At 36.7% G+C, this 15763-nt stretch carries 17 protein-coding genes; 14 read left to right on the top strand and 3 right to left on the bottom strand.

Annotated elements, in window-relative coordinates; translation table 11 throughout:
- The first annotated feature begins 7 nt into the window (after positions 1 to 7).
- Entirely contained in the window at positions 8 to 1948 is a 1941-nt protein-coding gene (gene abc-f, locus CCAL_RS05475) for a ribosomal protection-like ABC-F family protein (RefSeq protein ID WP_170015544.1), read from the top strand.
- Between the two features lie 51 nt (positions 1949 to 1999).
- Here the strand turns inward: abc-f and CCAL_RS05470 are convergent, their stop codons facing one another.
- Positions 2000 to 2338, bottom strand: coding sequence for a hypothetical protein (locus CCAL_RS05470; protein WP_169935565.1), 339 nt, complete (start codon positions 2336 to 2338; stop codon positions 2000 to 2002).
- Positions 2339 to 2522: 184 nt separating this feature from the next.
- Here CCAL_RS05470 and CCAL_RS05465 point away from each other — a divergent pair, with 184 nt between their 5' ends.
- The 10 genes from CCAL_RS05465 to CCAL_RS05420 all read left to right on the top strand — a co-directional run bounded on the left by CCAL_RS05465 (position 2523) and on the right by CCAL_RS05420 (position 13014).
- Positions 2523 to 3992, top strand: a complete 1470-nt coding sequence (locus tag CCAL_RS05465) for an NAD(P)/FAD-dependent oxidoreductase (protein WP_170015542.1) — start codon at positions 2523 to 2525, stop codon at positions 3990 to 3992.
- A gap of 24 nt (positions 3993 to 4016) precedes the next feature.
- Positions 4017 to 5225 (top strand): rhodanese-like domain-containing protein, encoded by a 1209-nt coding sequence (locus CCAL_RS05460; RefSeq protein ID WP_170015540.1) that lies wholly within the window; start codon positions 4017 to 4019, stop codon positions 5223 to 5225.
- A 134-nt stretch (positions 5226 to 5359) separates the two neighbouring features.
- Positions 5360 to 7306 carry a BCCT family transporter gene (locus tag CCAL_RS05455; protein ID WP_170015538.1) on the top strand — a complete coding sequence of 649 codons (1947 nt, stop codon included), beginning with the start codon at positions 5360 to 5362 and terminating at the stop codon, positions 7304 to 7306.
- A 121-nt stretch (positions 7307 to 7427) separates the two neighbouring features.
- Positions 7428 to 8804 carry a sodium-dependent transporter gene (locus CCAL_RS05450; protein ID WP_170015536.1) on the top strand — a complete coding sequence of 459 codons (1377 nt, stop codon included), beginning with the start codon at positions 7428 to 7430 and terminating at the stop codon, positions 8802 to 8804.
- A 5-nt stretch (positions 8805 to 8809) separates the two neighbouring features.
- Positions 8810 to 10009, top strand: a complete 1200-nt coding sequence (locus tag CCAL_RS05445; RefSeq protein WP_169971580.1) for a M48 family metallopeptidase — start codon at positions 8810 to 8812, stop codon at positions 10007 to 10009.
- Positions 9999 to 10829, top strand: coding sequence for a peptide chain release factor N(5)-glutamine methyltransferase (gene prmC, locus CCAL_RS05440; RefSeq protein WP_170015534.1), 831 nt, complete (start codon positions 9999 to 10001; stop codon positions 10827 to 10829). Before CCAL_RS05445 ends, prmC begins: the two co-directional genes overlap by 11 nt.
- The gene (locus CCAL_RS05435) at positions 10826 to 11302 is read left to right on the top strand and encodes a DUF4149 domain-containing protein (protein WP_170015532.1); all 477 of its coding nucleotides are present in this window, start codon (positions 10826 to 10828) and stop codon (positions 11300 to 11302) included. The genes prmC and CCAL_RS05435 overlap by 4 nt, the downstream gene beginning before the upstream one ends.
- The gene (locus tag CCAL_RS05430) at positions 11299 to 12081 is read left to right on the top strand and encodes a threonine/serine exporter family protein (RefSeq protein WP_170015530.1); all 783 of its coding nucleotides are present in this window, start codon (positions 11299 to 11301) and stop codon (positions 12079 to 12081) included. The genes CCAL_RS05435 and CCAL_RS05430 overlap by 4 nt, the downstream gene beginning before the upstream one ends.
- Positions 12082 to 12097: 16 nt before the next feature.
- Positions 12098 to 12598 (top strand): threonine/serine exporter family protein, encoded by a 501-nt coding sequence (locus CCAL_RS05425; protein ID WP_194239095.1) that lies wholly within the window; start codon positions 12098 to 12100, stop codon positions 12596 to 12598.
- Positions 12598 to 13014: a YbgC/FadM family acyl-CoA thioesterase gene (locus tag CCAL_RS05420; protein WP_170015526.1), complete on the top strand. Its 417-nt coding sequence runs from the start codon at positions 12598 to 12600 to the stop codon at positions 13012 to 13014. Before CCAL_RS05425 ends, CCAL_RS05420 begins: the two co-directional genes overlap by 1 nt.
- Here CCAL_RS05420 and CCAL_RS05415 read toward each other — a convergent pair.
- Together CCAL_RS05415 and CCAL_RS05410 are read right to left on the bottom strand one after the other, a co-directional pair.
- Entirely contained in the window at positions 12945 to 14177 is a 1233-nt protein-coding gene (locus tag CCAL_RS05415; protein WP_170015524.1) for a hypothetical protein, read from the bottom strand. The genes CCAL_RS05420 and CCAL_RS05415 overlap by 70 nt on opposite strands.
- Entirely contained in the window at positions 14174 to 14845 is a 672-nt protein-coding gene (locus CCAL_RS05410; RefSeq protein WP_169971620.1) for a uracil-DNA glycosylase, read from the bottom strand. The genes CCAL_RS05415 and CCAL_RS05410 overlap by 4 nt, the downstream gene beginning before the upstream one ends.
- 122 nt (positions 14846 to 14967) lie before the next feature.
- Between CCAL_RS05410 and rpmH the strand changes: the two genes are divergently transcribed.
- From rpmH to yidD, 3 genes are read left to right on the top strand one after another with little or no spacing between them, the layout of a single operon-like run.
- Positions 14968 to 15102, top strand: a complete 135-nt coding sequence (rpmH, locus tag CCAL_RS05405) for a 50S ribosomal protein L34 (protein ID WP_002940373.1) — start codon at positions 14968 to 14970, stop codon at positions 15100 to 15102.
- A complete protein-coding gene (rnpA, locus tag CCAL_RS05400; RefSeq protein ID WP_169936029.1) occupies positions 15090 to 15425 on the top strand; it encodes a ribonuclease P protein component in 336 nt (111 codons plus the stop codon). The genes rpmH and rnpA overlap by 13 nt, the downstream gene beginning before the upstream one ends.
- Positions 15422 to 15763, top strand: coding sequence for a membrane protein insertion efficiency factor YidD (gene yidD / locus CCAL_RS05395; RefSeq protein ID WP_170015522.1), 342 nt, complete (start codon positions 15422 to 15424; stop codon positions 15761 to 15763). Before rnpA ends, yidD begins: the two co-directional genes overlap by 4 nt.

The following is a 15763-nucleotide window of genomic DNA, read 5'->3' as shown; positions in this document are numbered from 1 at the left end:
TTTAAAAATGGCGTTGATAGATCTTATCGAAGTTAGTAAAAAATTTGGTCCAAATGAAATTTTAAATGAAGTTAGCCTAAGTATAAATGAACGCGAGAGAATCGCCATAATCGGCAAAAACGGTGGTGGTAAAAGCACATTGATGAAGATTATCTGCGGTGCTTATGATGTTGATAGCGGACGTGTTGTAACACAAAACAACATAAGCGTGCAAATGCTCTCTCAGGCCCCAAAATACGATGATGGTTTAAGTGTTAAAGGTGTTTTAAATTTAGAACTTAAAGAAATTTTTGAAGCACGTGACGAGTATGCAAAAGTGGTTGAAATTCTTGCTCATGAGCCTGAAAATACCGCCATACACGCAAGGGCCGATGAGCTTATTAAATTTATAGAGAGTAAAGACGGCTGGGATATAGAGCGAAGCATAGAGCAAGTGCTTGTTCAATTTAGTCTAAAAGAGTATGAAAATCGCCTAGTAAACAGCCTAAGCGGAGGAGAGATCAGGCGTGTTGCACTGGGTGCACTTATCCTTAAAAAGCCTGATGTTTTACTGCTTGATGAGCCTACAAACCATCTTGATGTTTATATGGTTAGATTTTTAGAGGATATGCTTAAAAACTCAAAGCAAACCATTATATTTATAAGTCACGATCGCTATTTTATAGATGCTATCGCAACTAGAAGCATAGAGATAGAAGAGGCGAAAATAAGGTCATTTGACGGCGGATATGCGTATTATTTGGCTAAAAAACAAGAAATTTTAGAGAGTATGGCTAAAACCCATGAGACGCTTTTAAAAAATTTAAAAAGCGAAGAGGAGTGGCTAAGACGCGGTGTTAAAGCAAGGCTAAAGCGTAATGAAGGACGTAAAGAACGTGTGCTGGCTATGCGCGAAGAAGCCAAGAAAAACCCAGGCGTGATAAGACGCGTAAAGCTAGAACTGGAACGCGCAAGTAAAAATTTCAACCAAACCCACTCGACTAATCGTAAAAAAATGCTTTTTGAGGTAAAAGACCTGACGCTAAAAATTGGCGATAAAGAGCTGTTAAAGGACTTTAACGCAAGAATTCTTCAAGGTGAACGTATAGCGATAGTAGGGCGAAACGGAAGTGGTAAAAGCACGCTTTTAAAAGCTCTTTTGGGCAAAATCCCGCCATTTAAAGGCAAGATAGAGCGTGGAGAAGTGAGGGTTGGATACTTTGATCAAAATCGAAGCGAACTAAACGATGATAAAAATTTAATAGAAATTTTTTGCCCAAATGGCGGTGATCACGTGATGGTGCGCGGACGAAATATGCACGTTTACGGATATCTTAAAAATTTTTTATTTCCAAAAGAGTATCTTGATAAGCCAGTAGGTGTTTTAAGCGGTGGTGAAAAAAACCGCGTCGCACTTGCACTTCTTTTTACTAAAGAGTATGATATTTTGGTTCTTGACGAGCCGACAAATGACCTTGATATCGCTACCATAAACATCCTTGAAGAGTATCTGCAAAGCTTTACGGGAGCGATTATCTTTGTAAGTCATGACAGGTATTTTGTTGATAAAATTTCAAATAAACTTTGGGCATTTGAGGGTCAAAATATCGAGGTTGTGCATAATGAATACAGCGCGTATTTGGAGCTAAAAGATGAGCTTGGCGAGATAGATGAGTTTGAAAACGAGTTAATAAAAAACCAAACCACAACCGTTCAAAAGCAAAAAAGCGGATCAAAGTTAAGTTACAAACAAAACAAAATTTTAAATGAAAATCCGGCTTTGATAGAAAGTTTAGAGGCTAAAATTTTAGAGCTTGAAACAGCTTTAAGCGATCCGCAAATTTATCAAGAGATTGGTATTAATAAAATTTACGACGAACTTGAAAGTAAAAAAGCCGAGCTTGAAAAATTAGAAAATGAATATTTTGAAGTGCTTGAAATTTCAGAAAATTTAGAGAATTTAGTGTAGAAAGTAAAATTTTCACTCCTAAATTTTAAAATTCAGGAGTGAATAAGGTTTTTAGCAAGAAGGAACGTTGCCGCTATCTTTTGCGTAATGGATCACAAAGTCACAAATGTCAGGTTGAAATTTCTTAAATTGTGCTCCACTTAAAAAATCATTTGCACTTGGAAACTTCGATGACATCGCCTTTATAAAGCCTTCACCTTCGTTTTCACACATGCCTTTCCACTCTGCTATTGTGTGTTGTGCCGCAAAAGCATCACCTTTTATGCCTGTAGCATCTTTCATAAACTTAAGATATAGCTTTTGACCTCTTGCATAGTCGGCAAATGCCGTAGTACTGGCTATTGAAAGCCCCATCATTGCTATTAAAGCGCATGAGATTATTTTTTTCATTTCTACTCCTTTTGGTATGTTTAAAATTTTGTTTTAACACTGTAATCATAGCTTAATGTCAGTCTAAAATAATGTAACTTTGTTACAAAATAAATTTTTAGATGATGATACAATTGCTGTGTTCCTTAAAAGAACAATGTAACTTTAAAATTTAAAAATATGATTTTATATAAAGGAGTATTTTATGAGCCAAGACAAGATTATCAATGAAGTTCTTGATGAGCTTGAAAAAAATGGTCATAAGCTTTCTCGTAGAGAGGCAATGAAACTTATAGCTATCTCACCTTTAGCGGCGGGAGTGTTGTCAAATGCAGCTGCACCTGTATCAGCCCAAGCTGCCTCTTCGGCTACTGGCAGGATAGTCATCGTTGGAGGCGGTTTGTCCGGTGTTGCGACTGCGGCAAAACTTTGCAAAAGACTAAGAAGCCCAGATATAACCGTGATCGAGCCAAATCCTATATCTGTTTCATATCAGGCCGGTCAGACTCTTATAGCCGCAGGTGTATATAAGAAAGAAGATATTATTTATCAAACAAGTGACTTCATGCCAAAAGAGGTTAATTGGATACAAAAAGCAGCTAAAAATTTCGATCCTGAAAATAACAAAGTGATACTTGAAGACGGCACCGAGGTTGGTTACGACTATCTTGTGGTTGCTATGGGTGTTACTTTAAATTATGGAGCCATAAAAGGTCTTGAGGGTGAGATAACCACTCTTGGAAATTGCGACGAAGTGCGTAAAAAAGTCGGCAAAAACGGTGTTTATTCGCTTTATTTTGCAGAAGGTTCCGTTGATACTTATGATGGTATACAAGAGATAATAAAAAAGGCTAAAAATTTAAAAGGTAACGAAAAACTCCAACTTATCTTTACAGACTCACCTACTGCTGTAAAATGCGGTGGCGCACCTAAAAAGGTAATGTATATCGCAAACGATCTAATTAAAAAAGCAGGCGTAAGAGATAAGGTTGAAATTTTATTTTACACAAATAGCGACAAGCTTTTTGGAGTGCCCGAATATGCAAAAGCTATAGAAGAGCAGTTTAGCAAGCGCGATTTTAAATGGGAATTTAAAACACGTTTGGTAGCGGTAGATACTCAAAATCAAGTTGCAACTTTTGAAAAAACATGGGTCGAAAAAGGCGAGTGGGATAAAGACCTAGAAGAGTATGAGATGATAACCAAAAAGGAAACATTTGAGAAAAAATTTGACTTTTTACATGTTGTTCCACCTCAAAAAGCACCAGATGCTGTAGGTAAATCACCTCTTGGCTCGCCTGCTAGCTGGGTGCCGGCTAATAAAGAAACGCTTCAACATACAGCCTATCCGAATGTCTTTGCTATAGGTGACTGTGCTGCCGTGCCTCTTGGAAAAACCGGCGGAAGCTCTAGAAAACAGTATCACGTGCTTGTGGATAACCTAATCGCCGTAATGGAGAAAAAAGATAAGCTGCCTGCTAAATACGACGGATATACAGTTTGTCCGTTTATCACAAGTATCGGCACCGTAATGTTTGCCGAGTTTGACTGGTCTGGCAAGCCTGCGCCGTCTTTCCCTCTTGATCCGACTAAAGAGCGATGGAGTATGTGGTTGCTTAAGGTATATATGATGAAACCTATAATTTTCCACGGAATGCTACCTGGAAGAATTTAAACCATTTTTACAAAAGGAGAAACTATGCAATTGAAATTTATTAGCGCTATTGCGCTTACAACGGCTTTGATGTTTAGCGGTTGTGCTACGTCAAATACTTCTGCTACAGCGGCACAAGCTATAGCTACAAAACCGTCCGACTCGGTTAAGTCGTTAATCGAAAAAGGCAAGCTTGAGGTTGTAGACTTTTCTTATGTAAGAAGCAAGCTTGGAAGCGGTATGAGGGGTAATTCGGAAGCGTTATTTATAGACGCAAGACCTGATAGACATTATAATGCAGGAACTATCCCGTCAAGTATCCAAATTCATGATACGGACTTTAAAGATCATGTAAAAAGGATAGACGGCACGCCAAAAGACAAAGAGATTATCGTTTTTTGTCAAGGTTGGGACTGTGCAAAAAGTCCAAAAGTGGCCATCATGCTTAAAGAGCTAGGTTATAAAAACGTAAAATTATACCAAGCAGGCTATCCTGAATGGTCTAAAAAAGACTATATCGAAGTTGGTACCCCAACTGTTAAAAATGCATTTGACGCCAACTCGGCATTTATGATAGATGCTAGACCTTATGCTAAATTTCTAGCAGAAAGCATCCCTGGAGCGATATCTATAACAGATACCGAGCTTGATAAACTTAGCGGTAGATTTCCAAGTGCCAAAGATACGCAGATTATTACGTTTTGCCAAGGTTATGACTGCAAAAAGTCACACATAGTAGCTCAAAAGCTAGTCTCTCTTGGTTATACTAAAGTTGCAAACTACTCAGCGGGAGTTCCTGCATGGAAAGAAGCGGGGCTAAAAACAACTAAAGGTGGAAGCGAAGCCGCAGCAAGCGGAGCCGTTGCAAAACTTAGCACACCGTTTATGGGGCCGATCAAAAAAGGGCTTGACATAGGTTCTGTTGACGGCGAATGGTTTTTGGCAAATTATAAAAAATTACCGGCAGGCGTAACTATAGTTGACGTAAGAAGAAGCGATGAGAGAGCGACAGGTTTTGTTCCTGGTTCACTTCATATATCTATTGAAGAAAATGACGAAAAGACATTTTTATCAAAACTTCCTGACACTTATGTAATCTTTCACTGCGCAGCCGGCGGTCGTGCTTTAGAAGCACAGTCTAAGGCTAAAAAAGGTGGCTTTACAAAAGGTGTTTATATAGATGCAGCTGTAAAATGCAAAGGTAGCGAATGCACTTTTACGCCTAACGAGCCACTCGATCCAAGTGATTGGTAAGTGATATCTAGCCGTGTTTTACGGCTAGAGCCTTGTTTATTTGTAAATTTTTTAATGAGAGTTTGCTCTTGTTTGTTTTTAGACATTTACTTTTTTGTGTTATTTTTGATACAAATACAGTTTAAAGGTGACAAATGAGAGTAAAAAAGAGTAAATTTAATCCAAAAGTATTTTATCCTTCGATTATTGTTATATTTTTAATAACAATTTTCTCGCTTATTTTTCCTGAAAGTTCAAGACAAATTTTTAAAGGTGCGCAGGATTTAGTAGCTGATAAATTTGGTTGGTTTTATGTTTTATCTATCGCAATTATAGTCTTAAGCGTATTTGTGCTTGGATTTTCGCGCTTTGGAGAGATAAAGCTAGGTGCGGATCACTCCATACCGGAATACACAAATATCTCATGGTTTGCCATGCTTTTTGCAGCAGGCATGGGGATAGGGCTTGTATTTTTTGGAGTAGGTGAACCGCTTATGCACTTTTTAACTCCTCCTATTGGAGAGGGTAAAAGCGTTGAAGCAGCAAGGCTTGCTATGAATATCACGTTTTTTCATTGGGGTATAAGTGCTTGGTCTGTATATGCTATAGTTGCACTGATCTTGGCGTTTTTTGCGTATAGACACAACTTACCGCTTACGCTTCGTTCGGCGTTTTATCCGCTTATAGGTGATAAAATTTACGGCAGGTTGGGAGATGTTATAGATATTTTTGCTGTTATAGCTACGCTTTTTGGTGTGGCTACTTCGCTGGGATACGGCGTTATTCAGGTAAATGCAGGACTTAGTTATGTGCTTAAGATGCCCGATATTAATATAACCTTGCTTGTTATACTCTGTCTTTGTGCAACAGCTTCGGCGGCACTTGGGGTTGATAAAGGGATAAAAATATTATCAAATTTAAACATCATAACGGCTATTGTTTTTATGAGTTTGATTCTGTTTTTAGGAGAAACCACCGGTCTTTTAAGGGCTTTGGTGCAAAATAGTGGCGAATACATCGCGGCTCTTACCGCAAATACCTTTAACCTAAATGCTTATGGAAAGATGAGTGACGGTTGGCTTGGCGGCTGGACACTGCTTTACTGGGCTTGGTGGCTTTCATGGTCGCCTTTTGTGGGGCTTTTTATAGCTAAAATTTCAAAAGGTAGAAGCATAAAAGAATTTGTCATCGGTGCGCTTTTTGTCCCGACGGGATTTACTTTTATGTGGATGACCTTTTTTGGCAATAGCGCTATAAATTTAGTAAACGGCGGTGATGTTACTTTGGCAAACGCCGTTGTTAGCGACGTAGCAACTGCTCTTTTTGTTTTTTTAGAAAATTTCGCACTATCAAAGATATTATGTATTATCGCGATTTTAATGGTAGTTGTATTTTTTATAACATCAGCCGACTCTGCTGCGATGGTGATAAATATGCTTTGTTCAAACGGCTCTGATAATACGCCCATTTGGCAGAAAATTTTTTGGGGACTAGCTATAGGTTTAGTCGCGGCATCGCTTATGCTAGGAGGAGGTTTGGCTTCGCTTCAAGCTATGACTATAGTTGCGGCTTTACCATTTACTCTAGCTCTTATGTTTGCGATTTTTGGGCTATTTAAAGCTTTAAGGATCGATCATATTAAAAGTAAAATGCAAAATTTTTCAAATATGCCTATTGGCGAGTTGTCAAAAAGTTGGCAGGAGCGTTTAAAGACTATCATTGAACTACCAAATAAAAAAGATGCGTATAAATTTATGCAAAGTGTTGTTTTTGACGCATTTTCAGAGCTAAAAGATGAATTTGACAAAAACGGCTTAAGCTCAAAAATAGAGCAAAACTCTGGCGGAAATTTTATAAAATTAAGCGTGAGCTTGGAGGACGAACAAGACTTTAGCTACGGCATAAAACTTGTAAAAAGAAATAGCCCAGGCTACACTCAAGCCCTTAACGGCGATGATTTGTATTATAGAGCAGAGGTATTTTTAAACGAAGGCGGGCAGGATTATGACGTGCTTGGCTGGAGTGAAGCGACTTTGATAAACGATGTTGTTGAACAGTATAGAAAGCACATGCAGTTTTTACACACCGTAAGAAACGCTTGAAGACTTTAAAAATTTGTGATATTTTTGTAAGACAAACAAATAAATTCATATCTTTTTATTAAAAAAAATAAGCATTTTTTCGTTAAAATCTTTGCTTTAAAATTTATAGACGGAACAAGAAATGAAAAAGAGGCAAAACTGGAGTTCAAAACTCACATATATCTTAGCTGTTGCAGGTGCTACCGTTGGATTTGGTGCAACGTGGAGGTTTCCTTATTTGGTTGGACAAAACGGCGGAGGAGCGTATGTGCTCACATTTGTTGTGGCGATGATAGTGATAGGAATTCCCATGATATTGGTTGAAAATGCTATCGGCAGACGTCTAAAGGTCAATGCGGTTGATGCATTTAGCGGTATGGCAAACGGCAAGCGTATCGCTAAATACTGGAAGATAGTAGGCTGGATGGGACTACTTGGTGCGTTTGGCATTATGTCTTATTATATGGTTATCGGTGGTTGGGTTTTAAGCTATATCGGGCAGATTATCTTTGGATTATTTGACTTATCAAATATCATAACTATCACGCAAACAACAGAATTTTATAATCAAAATATCATAAACAACCCAATGACTATCAGTTTTGCAACCCTTGTTTTTGTTCTTGTAAACTACGTTATCTTGGTGCAAGGAGCGGTTGAAGGTATAGAAAAGGCAGCAAAATATCTAATGCCGATTTTGTTTTTACTTATGCTAACAATGGTTGCTAAAAACATAACTCTTGATGGAGCTGCGCAAGGCATTAAATTTTATCTTACGCCAGATTTTTCTAAGATAAATATGAAGCTGTTTATCGACGTTTTGGGACAGGTATTTTTTGCTTTATCACTTGGTTTTGGCGTGATGATAACACTTTCTAGCTTTGTAAAAAAAGACGAAGGTCTTGTTAAAATTTCAGTGATAACTGGCATTTTAAACACGGCTATCGCCGTGCTTGCTGGCTTTATGATATTTCCTTCTCTCTTTAGTTTTGGTATCGAGCCAAACAGCGGTCCAAGTCTTGTCTTTAAAAGTTTACCGATAGTCTTCTCTCATATGCCGTTTGGTAGCCTTATCGCGACGGCGTTTTTTACGCTTTTAATGATAGCGGCACTTACAACATCGCTTCCGATTTATGAGGTTATGATAACAACCTTACAGGAAAAATTTAAAGTAAGCCGTAAAAAGGCGATATTTATAGTTCTTGGAGGAATTTTTGTTTTGGGCAATATCCCTAGTCTAATGGCTACAAATTTACTTTCTCATATTACAATCTTTGGTAAAAATATATTTGATGCCTATGACGCGATAAGTGCGACGATATTTTTCGTTCTTACTTCGCTTGGATGCGCCTTGTTTGTAGGCTGGGTATTAGGCGATGAAGCGAAAGCTGAAATTTTAAAAGGTAGTGAAAAGTGCGTTAAGATCGTTAATTTTTGGCACTGGTATGTTAAATTTATAATTCCTTTTATTATTTTAATCGTATTCATCAGTTCATTTTATGATAATTTTATAAAGTAGGTTAAATGCTTGGTTTTTTTGTAGTTTTATTCGTTTTTTATGCTGCCTTTAAGGCTTATGTTTCGTTTTTGCAGATTAAATTTATCAAACAAGAGAGTTTAAAGCCTGCCGTTGTTTTAGAAGAAGCCGAGTATAAAAACGCGGCTAAAATTGCCATAGATAATCAAAAATTTGAACTTGCCTCTCTTATTTTTGGTACTTTTGTTAGTATTGTTTGGCTTGTTTTTGGTCTTAGAATTTTATTTGAAGCTACTGTCAAAACAGCCTCAAATACCGAATACATCGTTTTTGTAATGAGTTTTTTGATCATAAATTCTTTATTTGATTTGCCATTTAATGTCTATGAAAAATTTATAAAAGACAAAAAGCACGGTTTTTCAAACGTAACAGCTAAAATTTTTATCATAGACACGATAAAATCGCTCGCGTTAACGCTTGTTTTTGGCTCGGCGTTTGTTTGGCTGCTTCTGTTTTGTCTTGAGGCACTTGGCGAACTTTGGTGGTTTTGGGCATTTTTGATAAGCTTTGGCATCATTTTGATAATAAACCTCATTTATCCAACCGTTATAGCTCCTATTTTTAACAAAGTAACTCCGCTTGAAGACGGCGAACTAAAGTCAAATATCGAAAATTTACTAACCTCCCTTGGCTTTAAAAGTAGTGGTGTTTTTGTGATGGATGCAAGTAAACGTGATAATCGTCTAAATGCCTACTTTGGAGGACTTGGTGCTACAAAACGCGTGGTGCTTTTTGATACGCTTATTAAAAAACTAAGCGTGGATGAGATCATAGCTGTTTTGGGACATGAGTTGGGGCATTTTAAACATAAGGATATTTTAAAAATGATAGCCCTAAGTTCGCTTATGTTGTTTTGTCTTTTTGGAGTATTTGGTAATATTAATAAAGGCGCTTATGACGCGCTAGGTATGAGCGGTGGCGGTGCCGTGATAGTGTTTTTACTTTTATTTAGTCCTATATTTAGCTTTATATTTAGCCCATTTATCTCATATATAAGTCGTAAAAATGAGTTTAATGCAGATAAATTTGGCGCAAAAACAAAAGATAGGCAAAGTATGATAAATGCGCTTAAAAAGTTAGGTAGTCAAAACAAAGCTTTCCCGCTTGCACATCCGCTTTATGCGACACTATATCACTCGCATCCAAGTCTTGTCGAACGTATAAATGAGCTTGAAAATGAGGATTGAAGAGGCTTTAGTAAAGGCTAGAAGCGAGCTTAAGATCCACGAAAGCGGTGCAAACGTAGCAAGAAATTTAATGCTATTTCACCTTAAGGTAAGCCAAAACGAGCTTTTTTTAAATTTAAAAAACGAACTGCAAGACGAGAGCGGATATTTTGCTTTGATAGAGCGTTTTAAAGATGGCAAACCTCTTGAATACATAACGGGTCTTGCCTCGTTTTACTCGCTTGAATTTGACGTGCTTAGCGGAGTTTTAGTCCCTAGACCAGAGACTGAAATTTTAGTTGAAAAAGTGCTTGAGCTATCAAAGGAATTTGATAATCCAAAAATCGCTGAGATCGGTACAGGAAGTGGGATAATAAGCGTTTGTTTGGCTTTAAATTTAGACACAAGTATAGTTGCAACCGATATCAGTGAAATAGCGCTAAAAAATGCAAAGCAAAATGCGTTAAAATTTAACGTAGCGGATAAAATAAAATTTGTAAAAACCGAGTTTTTAAACACAGTGGATGAGAAGTTTGATATCATAATTTCAAATCCACCCTACATCGCAAATGATTACAAGCTTGACAAATGGGTTTTAAACGAGCCTAAAACCGCACTTTTTGGCGGTGAAAAAGGCGATGAAATTTTAAAAGATATAGTAAGGATCGCAAGTCAAAAAGGTGTTAGATATCTTGCTTGTGAGATGGGATATGACCAAAAAAAAGCGATGGGTGAGTGTTTGAAATTTTATGGATTTAGTGCGGAGTTTTATACGGATCTAGCCGGATTTGACCGCGGATTTGTTGCAAAAAATTTAAATAAAACTAAAGGGAAAGTATGAAAAACGTGTATTTGTTTTTGTTGGCTGGACTTATTGGTGTGGAGCTTGCTCTTGGTGTATTTGTAGCTCCTGCGATATTTTATCCGCAAAGATATATGGGAGAAAGCCCGCTTACTCACTTTGAAAGTGGAGTGATAATGACGCAAATTTTTATCAAGTATAATTACGCTTTGCTTTTTGTGAGTGCATTTGCATTGTTATTTGAGCTATTTGGTCCAAAAGGAAAAACAAGCTTTTATATTAAAATTTCAAGCTTTGCATTGGCGTTTATAAATTTAGCGCTCGCTCTTGCTTTTGTGTTTTATTTTACGGATTTTATCATCGCTGCACAAGCTATGGGAGAAGAGATGACGATGGGCAATGCTGAGTTTGACGCTATGCATAAAGCAAGCGAATACGTAATGAAGTTAATGCTTATGGCACAGACTTTACTATTTTTTATAAGTGCGATAAAATCTAAAAGTCAGGCATGAAAGAAAAACCTCATATCCAAGCCGTTACCGACTTTTTGATCGAATACGCTACAAAAATGCTAAGTATCGGCACGTATACCGCAAGGATCGATCGTTGTGTTGGTCGTATAGCAAGGGCTTATGGTTATGATGTTAGTTTAACGATATTTGTTAGAAATTTTACCATTAGCGTTATGGACCCGCTTGATAACTCTATTAGGCGGACTTATGTTAAAAGCACCGCGACTTCTGTTGTAAATTTTAGACTTATCTCGGAACTTAGCGCACTTAGTTGGCAGATATATGATGATAGATTTAGTCTTGAAGTAGCAAAGGAGCATTTTGCTGATATCATAACTCATCAAAATAACTCTTTTGCTAAAACGCTCATTTTTATAACGCTTGCAAATTCGGCTTTTTGTAAGCTTTTTGGTGGTGATTTTGGGGCTGTGATCTCTGTGTTTGTGGCTACATTTATAGGGTTTTATTGTAGATTTTTGCTTGCTAAATTTAGCGTAAATTTAAAACTTCAATACATAATCGTCTCATTCATATCGTCATTTATAGCATATTTGGGAGTTCATTTTGGATTTTCCACGACGCCTGATGTCGCCATAGGTTCTAGTATCTTGTTTATGATGCCTGGAATTTTTATGATAAATTCGATATTTGATATTTTAAACGAAAATATACTTGTCGGCATAAGTCGCGCCTTTAGCACGGGTATACTCATCTTATGTATAGCCATCGGTGTTTATATGACGCTTTCTATCTCAAATATAGGACTGATTGGTGTTTGAACTATTTTTAGCAACCATGATAGATGCTTTGTTTGCAGCTGTTGCGGGACTAGGCTTTGCATATGCGAGTTCGCCTCCTGCTAAAACGTTGGCATTTTCCGCACTCATCGCCGCGATATCACACGCTAGTCGATTTTTGATACTTCAGGTGCAAATTCTCAACATCACGGTGGCGACTTTGATAGCATCGTTTTTGGCAGGGATACTTGGTATGTTTTTTGCAAAAAGGCTTAAGGTGCCGGCTGAGATTATCGCATTTCCGGCACTTTTGCCGATGGTTCCAGGAATTTACGCGTATAAAAGTATACTTGCGCTTTTTTCGTTTATAAAAAGCGATGACGCAAGCGAAAAGATGAATTTGCTTATAATATTTTTTGATAACGCACTTACGACCGCTGGTGTGGCGATAGCTATGGGAGTTGGTGTTTCTATAACTCTTTTGCTTTTTTACGAGCAGTCTTTAATGATAACTCGCGGCGCAAGGTGTGATATAAAAACTAGAAAAGAGGTAAGATAGTGAGAGTTAAAATTTATTACGAAGATACCGATGCAGGTGGGATAGTATATCATGCAAATTATATTAAATTTTGCGAACGAGCAAGGAGCGACTTGTTTTTTACGGCAGGTAGAAAATTCTTCTTGCCAAGTAGCCATTTTGTAGTATCTTCGCTAGAGGCTAAATTTATAAAGCCATCTGTTTTGGGTGATCTGCTAGAGATTAAAACAAGTGTTTTAGAGATCAAAAAGGCTTCGCTTGTTTTACGCCAAGAAATTTTTAGAATAGGCGATATAAACGGCGAAACAAAGCTAGAGTCGGTATTTGCCATGAACGTAACTCTTGCCTTTTTAAAGGACGGCAAGCCTCAAAGGCTAAGTGAGGAATTGTTGTCTTTTATCTCTTCTTCCATGAGTTTGACTGGCGAAAATTTATAGCCCTTTGCTTCATAAATTTTTATATCGTATCCGACTTGTGAGCTTTGTATGCTTTCATGAAAGACCCTTTTTTTGGCAGTGTCTATAAAATTTGTATAGATGTATTCAAGTCCGATATTTGAAGAGTAGGCTATCCAGTTAAAATTTAAATTCACGCCAAAGAGCGCGGTTGTGGCTAAAAGTTCATCATTGATCTCGCTTATGGAGTTTGCAATATATAAATTTTGCCTATTTTTTTCATCTATGGAGTTAAAGATATGCGGAGTGTAGTTTATTTGTGTACTAAGAAGAGCGTGTGGAGCGATCTCGTAACCTCTTGCTTGCGTAGCTATCAAAGAAGCCTTGATAGTTGGTAAATTTAAAAACATGCTTGTGTTGTTGTATTTGGTTTTGTTGTTTAGGTATTCTTCTAAATTTAACTCTTTTGAGTCGATTTGTACATCGTAAAATTCACCATTGCTCGATTGTCTCGTATAGTCGTTTAGTAAATTTCCAAGATAGCTTGTATCGCTAAAAGCAGTAATTTTATCATTTGCCATACTCATTAAAACTCTTATTTGAGCTTCGTAGTCTATACCGCCAAAGACGATGTTTGGCGCTGTTTCTCCATTTGCTCTAACATTAATAGTCGGTATAAATGCAAACTCTTTTTGCTCTAAATTTTTCTTTAAAATTTTAAAACCGTTTTTCGTAAAAGGAGCTATAAAGTAGCTGATGTTGCGTGCTCTTGCTTGGTCTAGAGCACTTGATACCGAGCTTTCGCTCTCATCCCCGCAAAAGATAAATTCGATTTGAATTTTTGCATTTGTTTGCGCTGCATAGGAGACTATCGCGTCAGTTATTACGTTTGTATATGATTTTATGATTTTTTGTGGGATGATGACAGCTATTTTATTTGATCCGTCAGCGACAAACGTGATGTTTCCACCAAGGCTTGCATACATCATGCTTAAGTTTTGATCTTTTATGACGCTTGGCTCAAATCTAGCCATAAAACTAGCTAACATATCACTTTCTAAAAGCTCGTTTAGACAGGCTATATCGCAAAAATCCGGCTCTAAATTTATATATTGGATACTTGCTGGAGCGATATTTGACATAATGTGGGTTTTGGCAAAAGCACAAAAATAAATCGCCGTAAGAGCTATAATAATTTTTTTCATATCATACCTTTTATCTTTTTTAAATCAGCACAAAAAACATCTTCAAAACTAGGGTTTTTCATAAGCCACATTACCGAATACGTAGGCATTAAGAGGGTGTTTTGAAATTTTAAAACACTTCCTCTAAGGCTCTTGAAATTTGTATTTGCAATATTTTGCCCATAAAGCTTAAAAAACGCCTCTTCTCCAAGAGTTATGATTATGCTTGGTTTTATGAGCTCTATTTCTTCCATTAGGTAAGGTCTGCAAAGTTCAAAACACTCATCATTTGCCATATCTTTGCCTTCTAAATTTAGATTTTTACATCTTAAGATAGAACTTACATAAAACTCATCTTTGTTAAGATTTAGCGAGTTAAAGACCAGTTCGCTAAATTTTGCGCCAAGCATCCCAGAAACCAACTCTGCGTTTTTATCGGCATTTGGACTTGGAGCAAGGCAGACGAACATTATCTTGCTTTGCTTGTTGCCATATCCTAGTAAGGCCGTATTTGCGGACTTTCTAAGGTGGCATAAATTGCATTGTGAAATTTGATGATTTAGTTCGTCCACATCGGCAAATTCGGATATTTTTTGCGAAAAAATAAAATTTTCATTTATAAATTTATATCCGATAGCTTTTAAAAAATATAACTTTTTTAATGTTTCGTTTTTTTGCGAAATTTCCATTTTGGTATTATATTTTAATTTGCTTAAAATTTTAATACTTGTGTCTGATTTTAGTTATATTCAAAGGAATTTAAGTATTTTTTTGATAACATCACGCTTTTATATTAATTTTAAGGAAAGAGATGAAAAGGACTTATCAGCCTCACAAAACCCCTAAAAAACGCACTCACGGTTTTCGTTTAAGAATGAAAACTAAAAATGGTCGTAAAGTTATAAATGCTAGACGTGCTAAAGGTAGAAAAAGATTGGCAGCTTAGCAAACTTTGAGTCTTTAAGCGACTCAAAAGAATTCTCATCGGTTTATAAAGATGCAAAAAGATGGCACAGTGAAGTCTGTGTCCTTTTTTATAAACCTTCAATCCAGAACAAATTAGCAGTAGTAGCTAGTAAAAAAGTAGGAAAAGCGGTCGTCCGCAATAGGGCGAAAAGATTGTTACGTGCAGTTTTTTTAGAAGTTTGTGACGAACTTGAAAGCGGCATTTACGTCATAGTAGCAAAAAATGGGCTTAATGAGTTTAGGTTTGATAAAATTCAAAAAAATGTGCGTTGGTCGCTTAAGAAATTAGGATGCCTGAAATGAATAAATTTGCGATTTTGTGTATTAAATTTTACCAAAACTACATTTCTAAAATTCTTCCTAAATCCTGTCGCTATTATCCTTCTTGCTCGGAATACGCCATTTGGCAATTTAAAAATAATAATATTTTTTTAGCTTCTTTTGCTGTCCTTATGAGAATTCTAAAGTGCAATCAACTATTTAAAGGTGGTATAGATTACCCTGTTGTAGGCAAAAAATTTACATCCATTTCACTATCAAAGCAGGATAAAGTTGCAGATATTGAATTTTGGTTGGTTCCTTGTAAAAATAGTAAATTTTATGTTATAAAAGTTTTAGATTCATTAAGAGGAAAACATTAA

Source organism: Campylobacter sp. RM6914 (genome assembly GCF_004803835.1).
In the GTDB taxonomy this organism is placed as follows: domain Bacteria; phylum Campylobacterota; class Campylobacteria; order Campylobacterales; family Campylobacteraceae; genus Campylobacter_A; species Campylobacter_A californiensis.
The sequence above is the reverse complement of the archived record's forward strand: the minus strand, read 5'-3'. Positions and strand labels throughout refer to the sequence as shown.

Bases quoted from the DNA above. Each gene is read 5' to 3' on its own strand.
- CCAL_RS05445 (WP_169971580.1), top strand. From the start codon at position 8,810: ATGCTTGGTTTTTTTGTAGTTTTATTCGTTTTTTATGCTGCCTTTAAG.
- rpmH (WP_002940373.1), top strand. From the start codon at position 14,968: ATGAAAAGGACTTATCAGCCTCACAAAACCCCTAAAAAACGCACTCAC.
- CCAL_RS05465 (WP_170015542.1), top strand. From the start codon at position 2,523: ATGAGCCAAGACAAGATTATCAATGAAGTTCTTGATGAGCTTGAAAAA.
- CCAL_RS05455 (WP_170015538.1), top strand. From the start codon at position 5,360: ATGAGAGTAAAAAAGAGTAAATTTAATCCAAAAGTATTTTATCCTTCG.
- CCAL_RS05460 (WP_170015540.1), top strand. From the start codon at position 4,017: ATGCAATTGAAATTTATTAGCGCTATTGCGCTTACAACGGCTTTGATG.
- prmC (WP_170015534.1), top strand. From the start codon at position 9,999: ATGAGGATTGAAGAGGCTTTAGTAAAGGCTAGAAGCGAGCTTAAGATC.
- CCAL_RS05450 (WP_170015536.1), top strand. From the start codon at position 7,428: ATGAAAAAGAGGCAAAACTGGAGTTCAAAACTCACATATATCTTAGCT.
- CCAL_RS05430 (WP_170015530.1), top strand. From the start codon at position 11,299: ATGAAAGAAAAACCTCATATCCAAGCCGTTACCGACTTTTTGATCGAA.
- CCAL_RS05425 (WP_194239095.1), top strand. From the start codon at position 12,098: ATGATAGATGCTTTGTTTGCAGCTGTTGCGGGACTAGGCTTTGCATAT.
- CCAL_RS05435 (WP_170015532.1), top strand. From the start codon at position 10,826: ATGAAAAACGTGTATTTGTTTTTGTTGGCTGGACTTATTGGTGTGGAG.
- yidD (WP_170015522.1), top strand. From the start codon at position 15,422: ATGAATAAATTTGCGATTTTGTGTATTAAATTTTACCAAAACTACATT.
- CCAL_RS05410 (WP_169971620.1), bottom strand. From the start codon at position 14,845: ATGGAAATTTCGCAAAAAAACGAAACATTAAAAAAGTTATATTTTTTA.
- CCAL_RS05470 (WP_169935565.1), bottom strand. From the start codon at position 2,338: ATGAAAAAAATAATCTCATGCGCTTTAATAGCAATGATGGGGCTTTCA.
- CCAL_RS05415 (WP_170015524.1), bottom strand. From the start codon at position 14,177: ATGAAAAAAATTATTATAGCTCTTACGGCGATTTATTTTTGTGCTTTT.
- abc-f (WP_170015544.1), top strand. From the start codon at position 8: ATGGCGTTGATAGATCTTATCGAAGTTAGTAAAAAATTTGGTCCAAAT.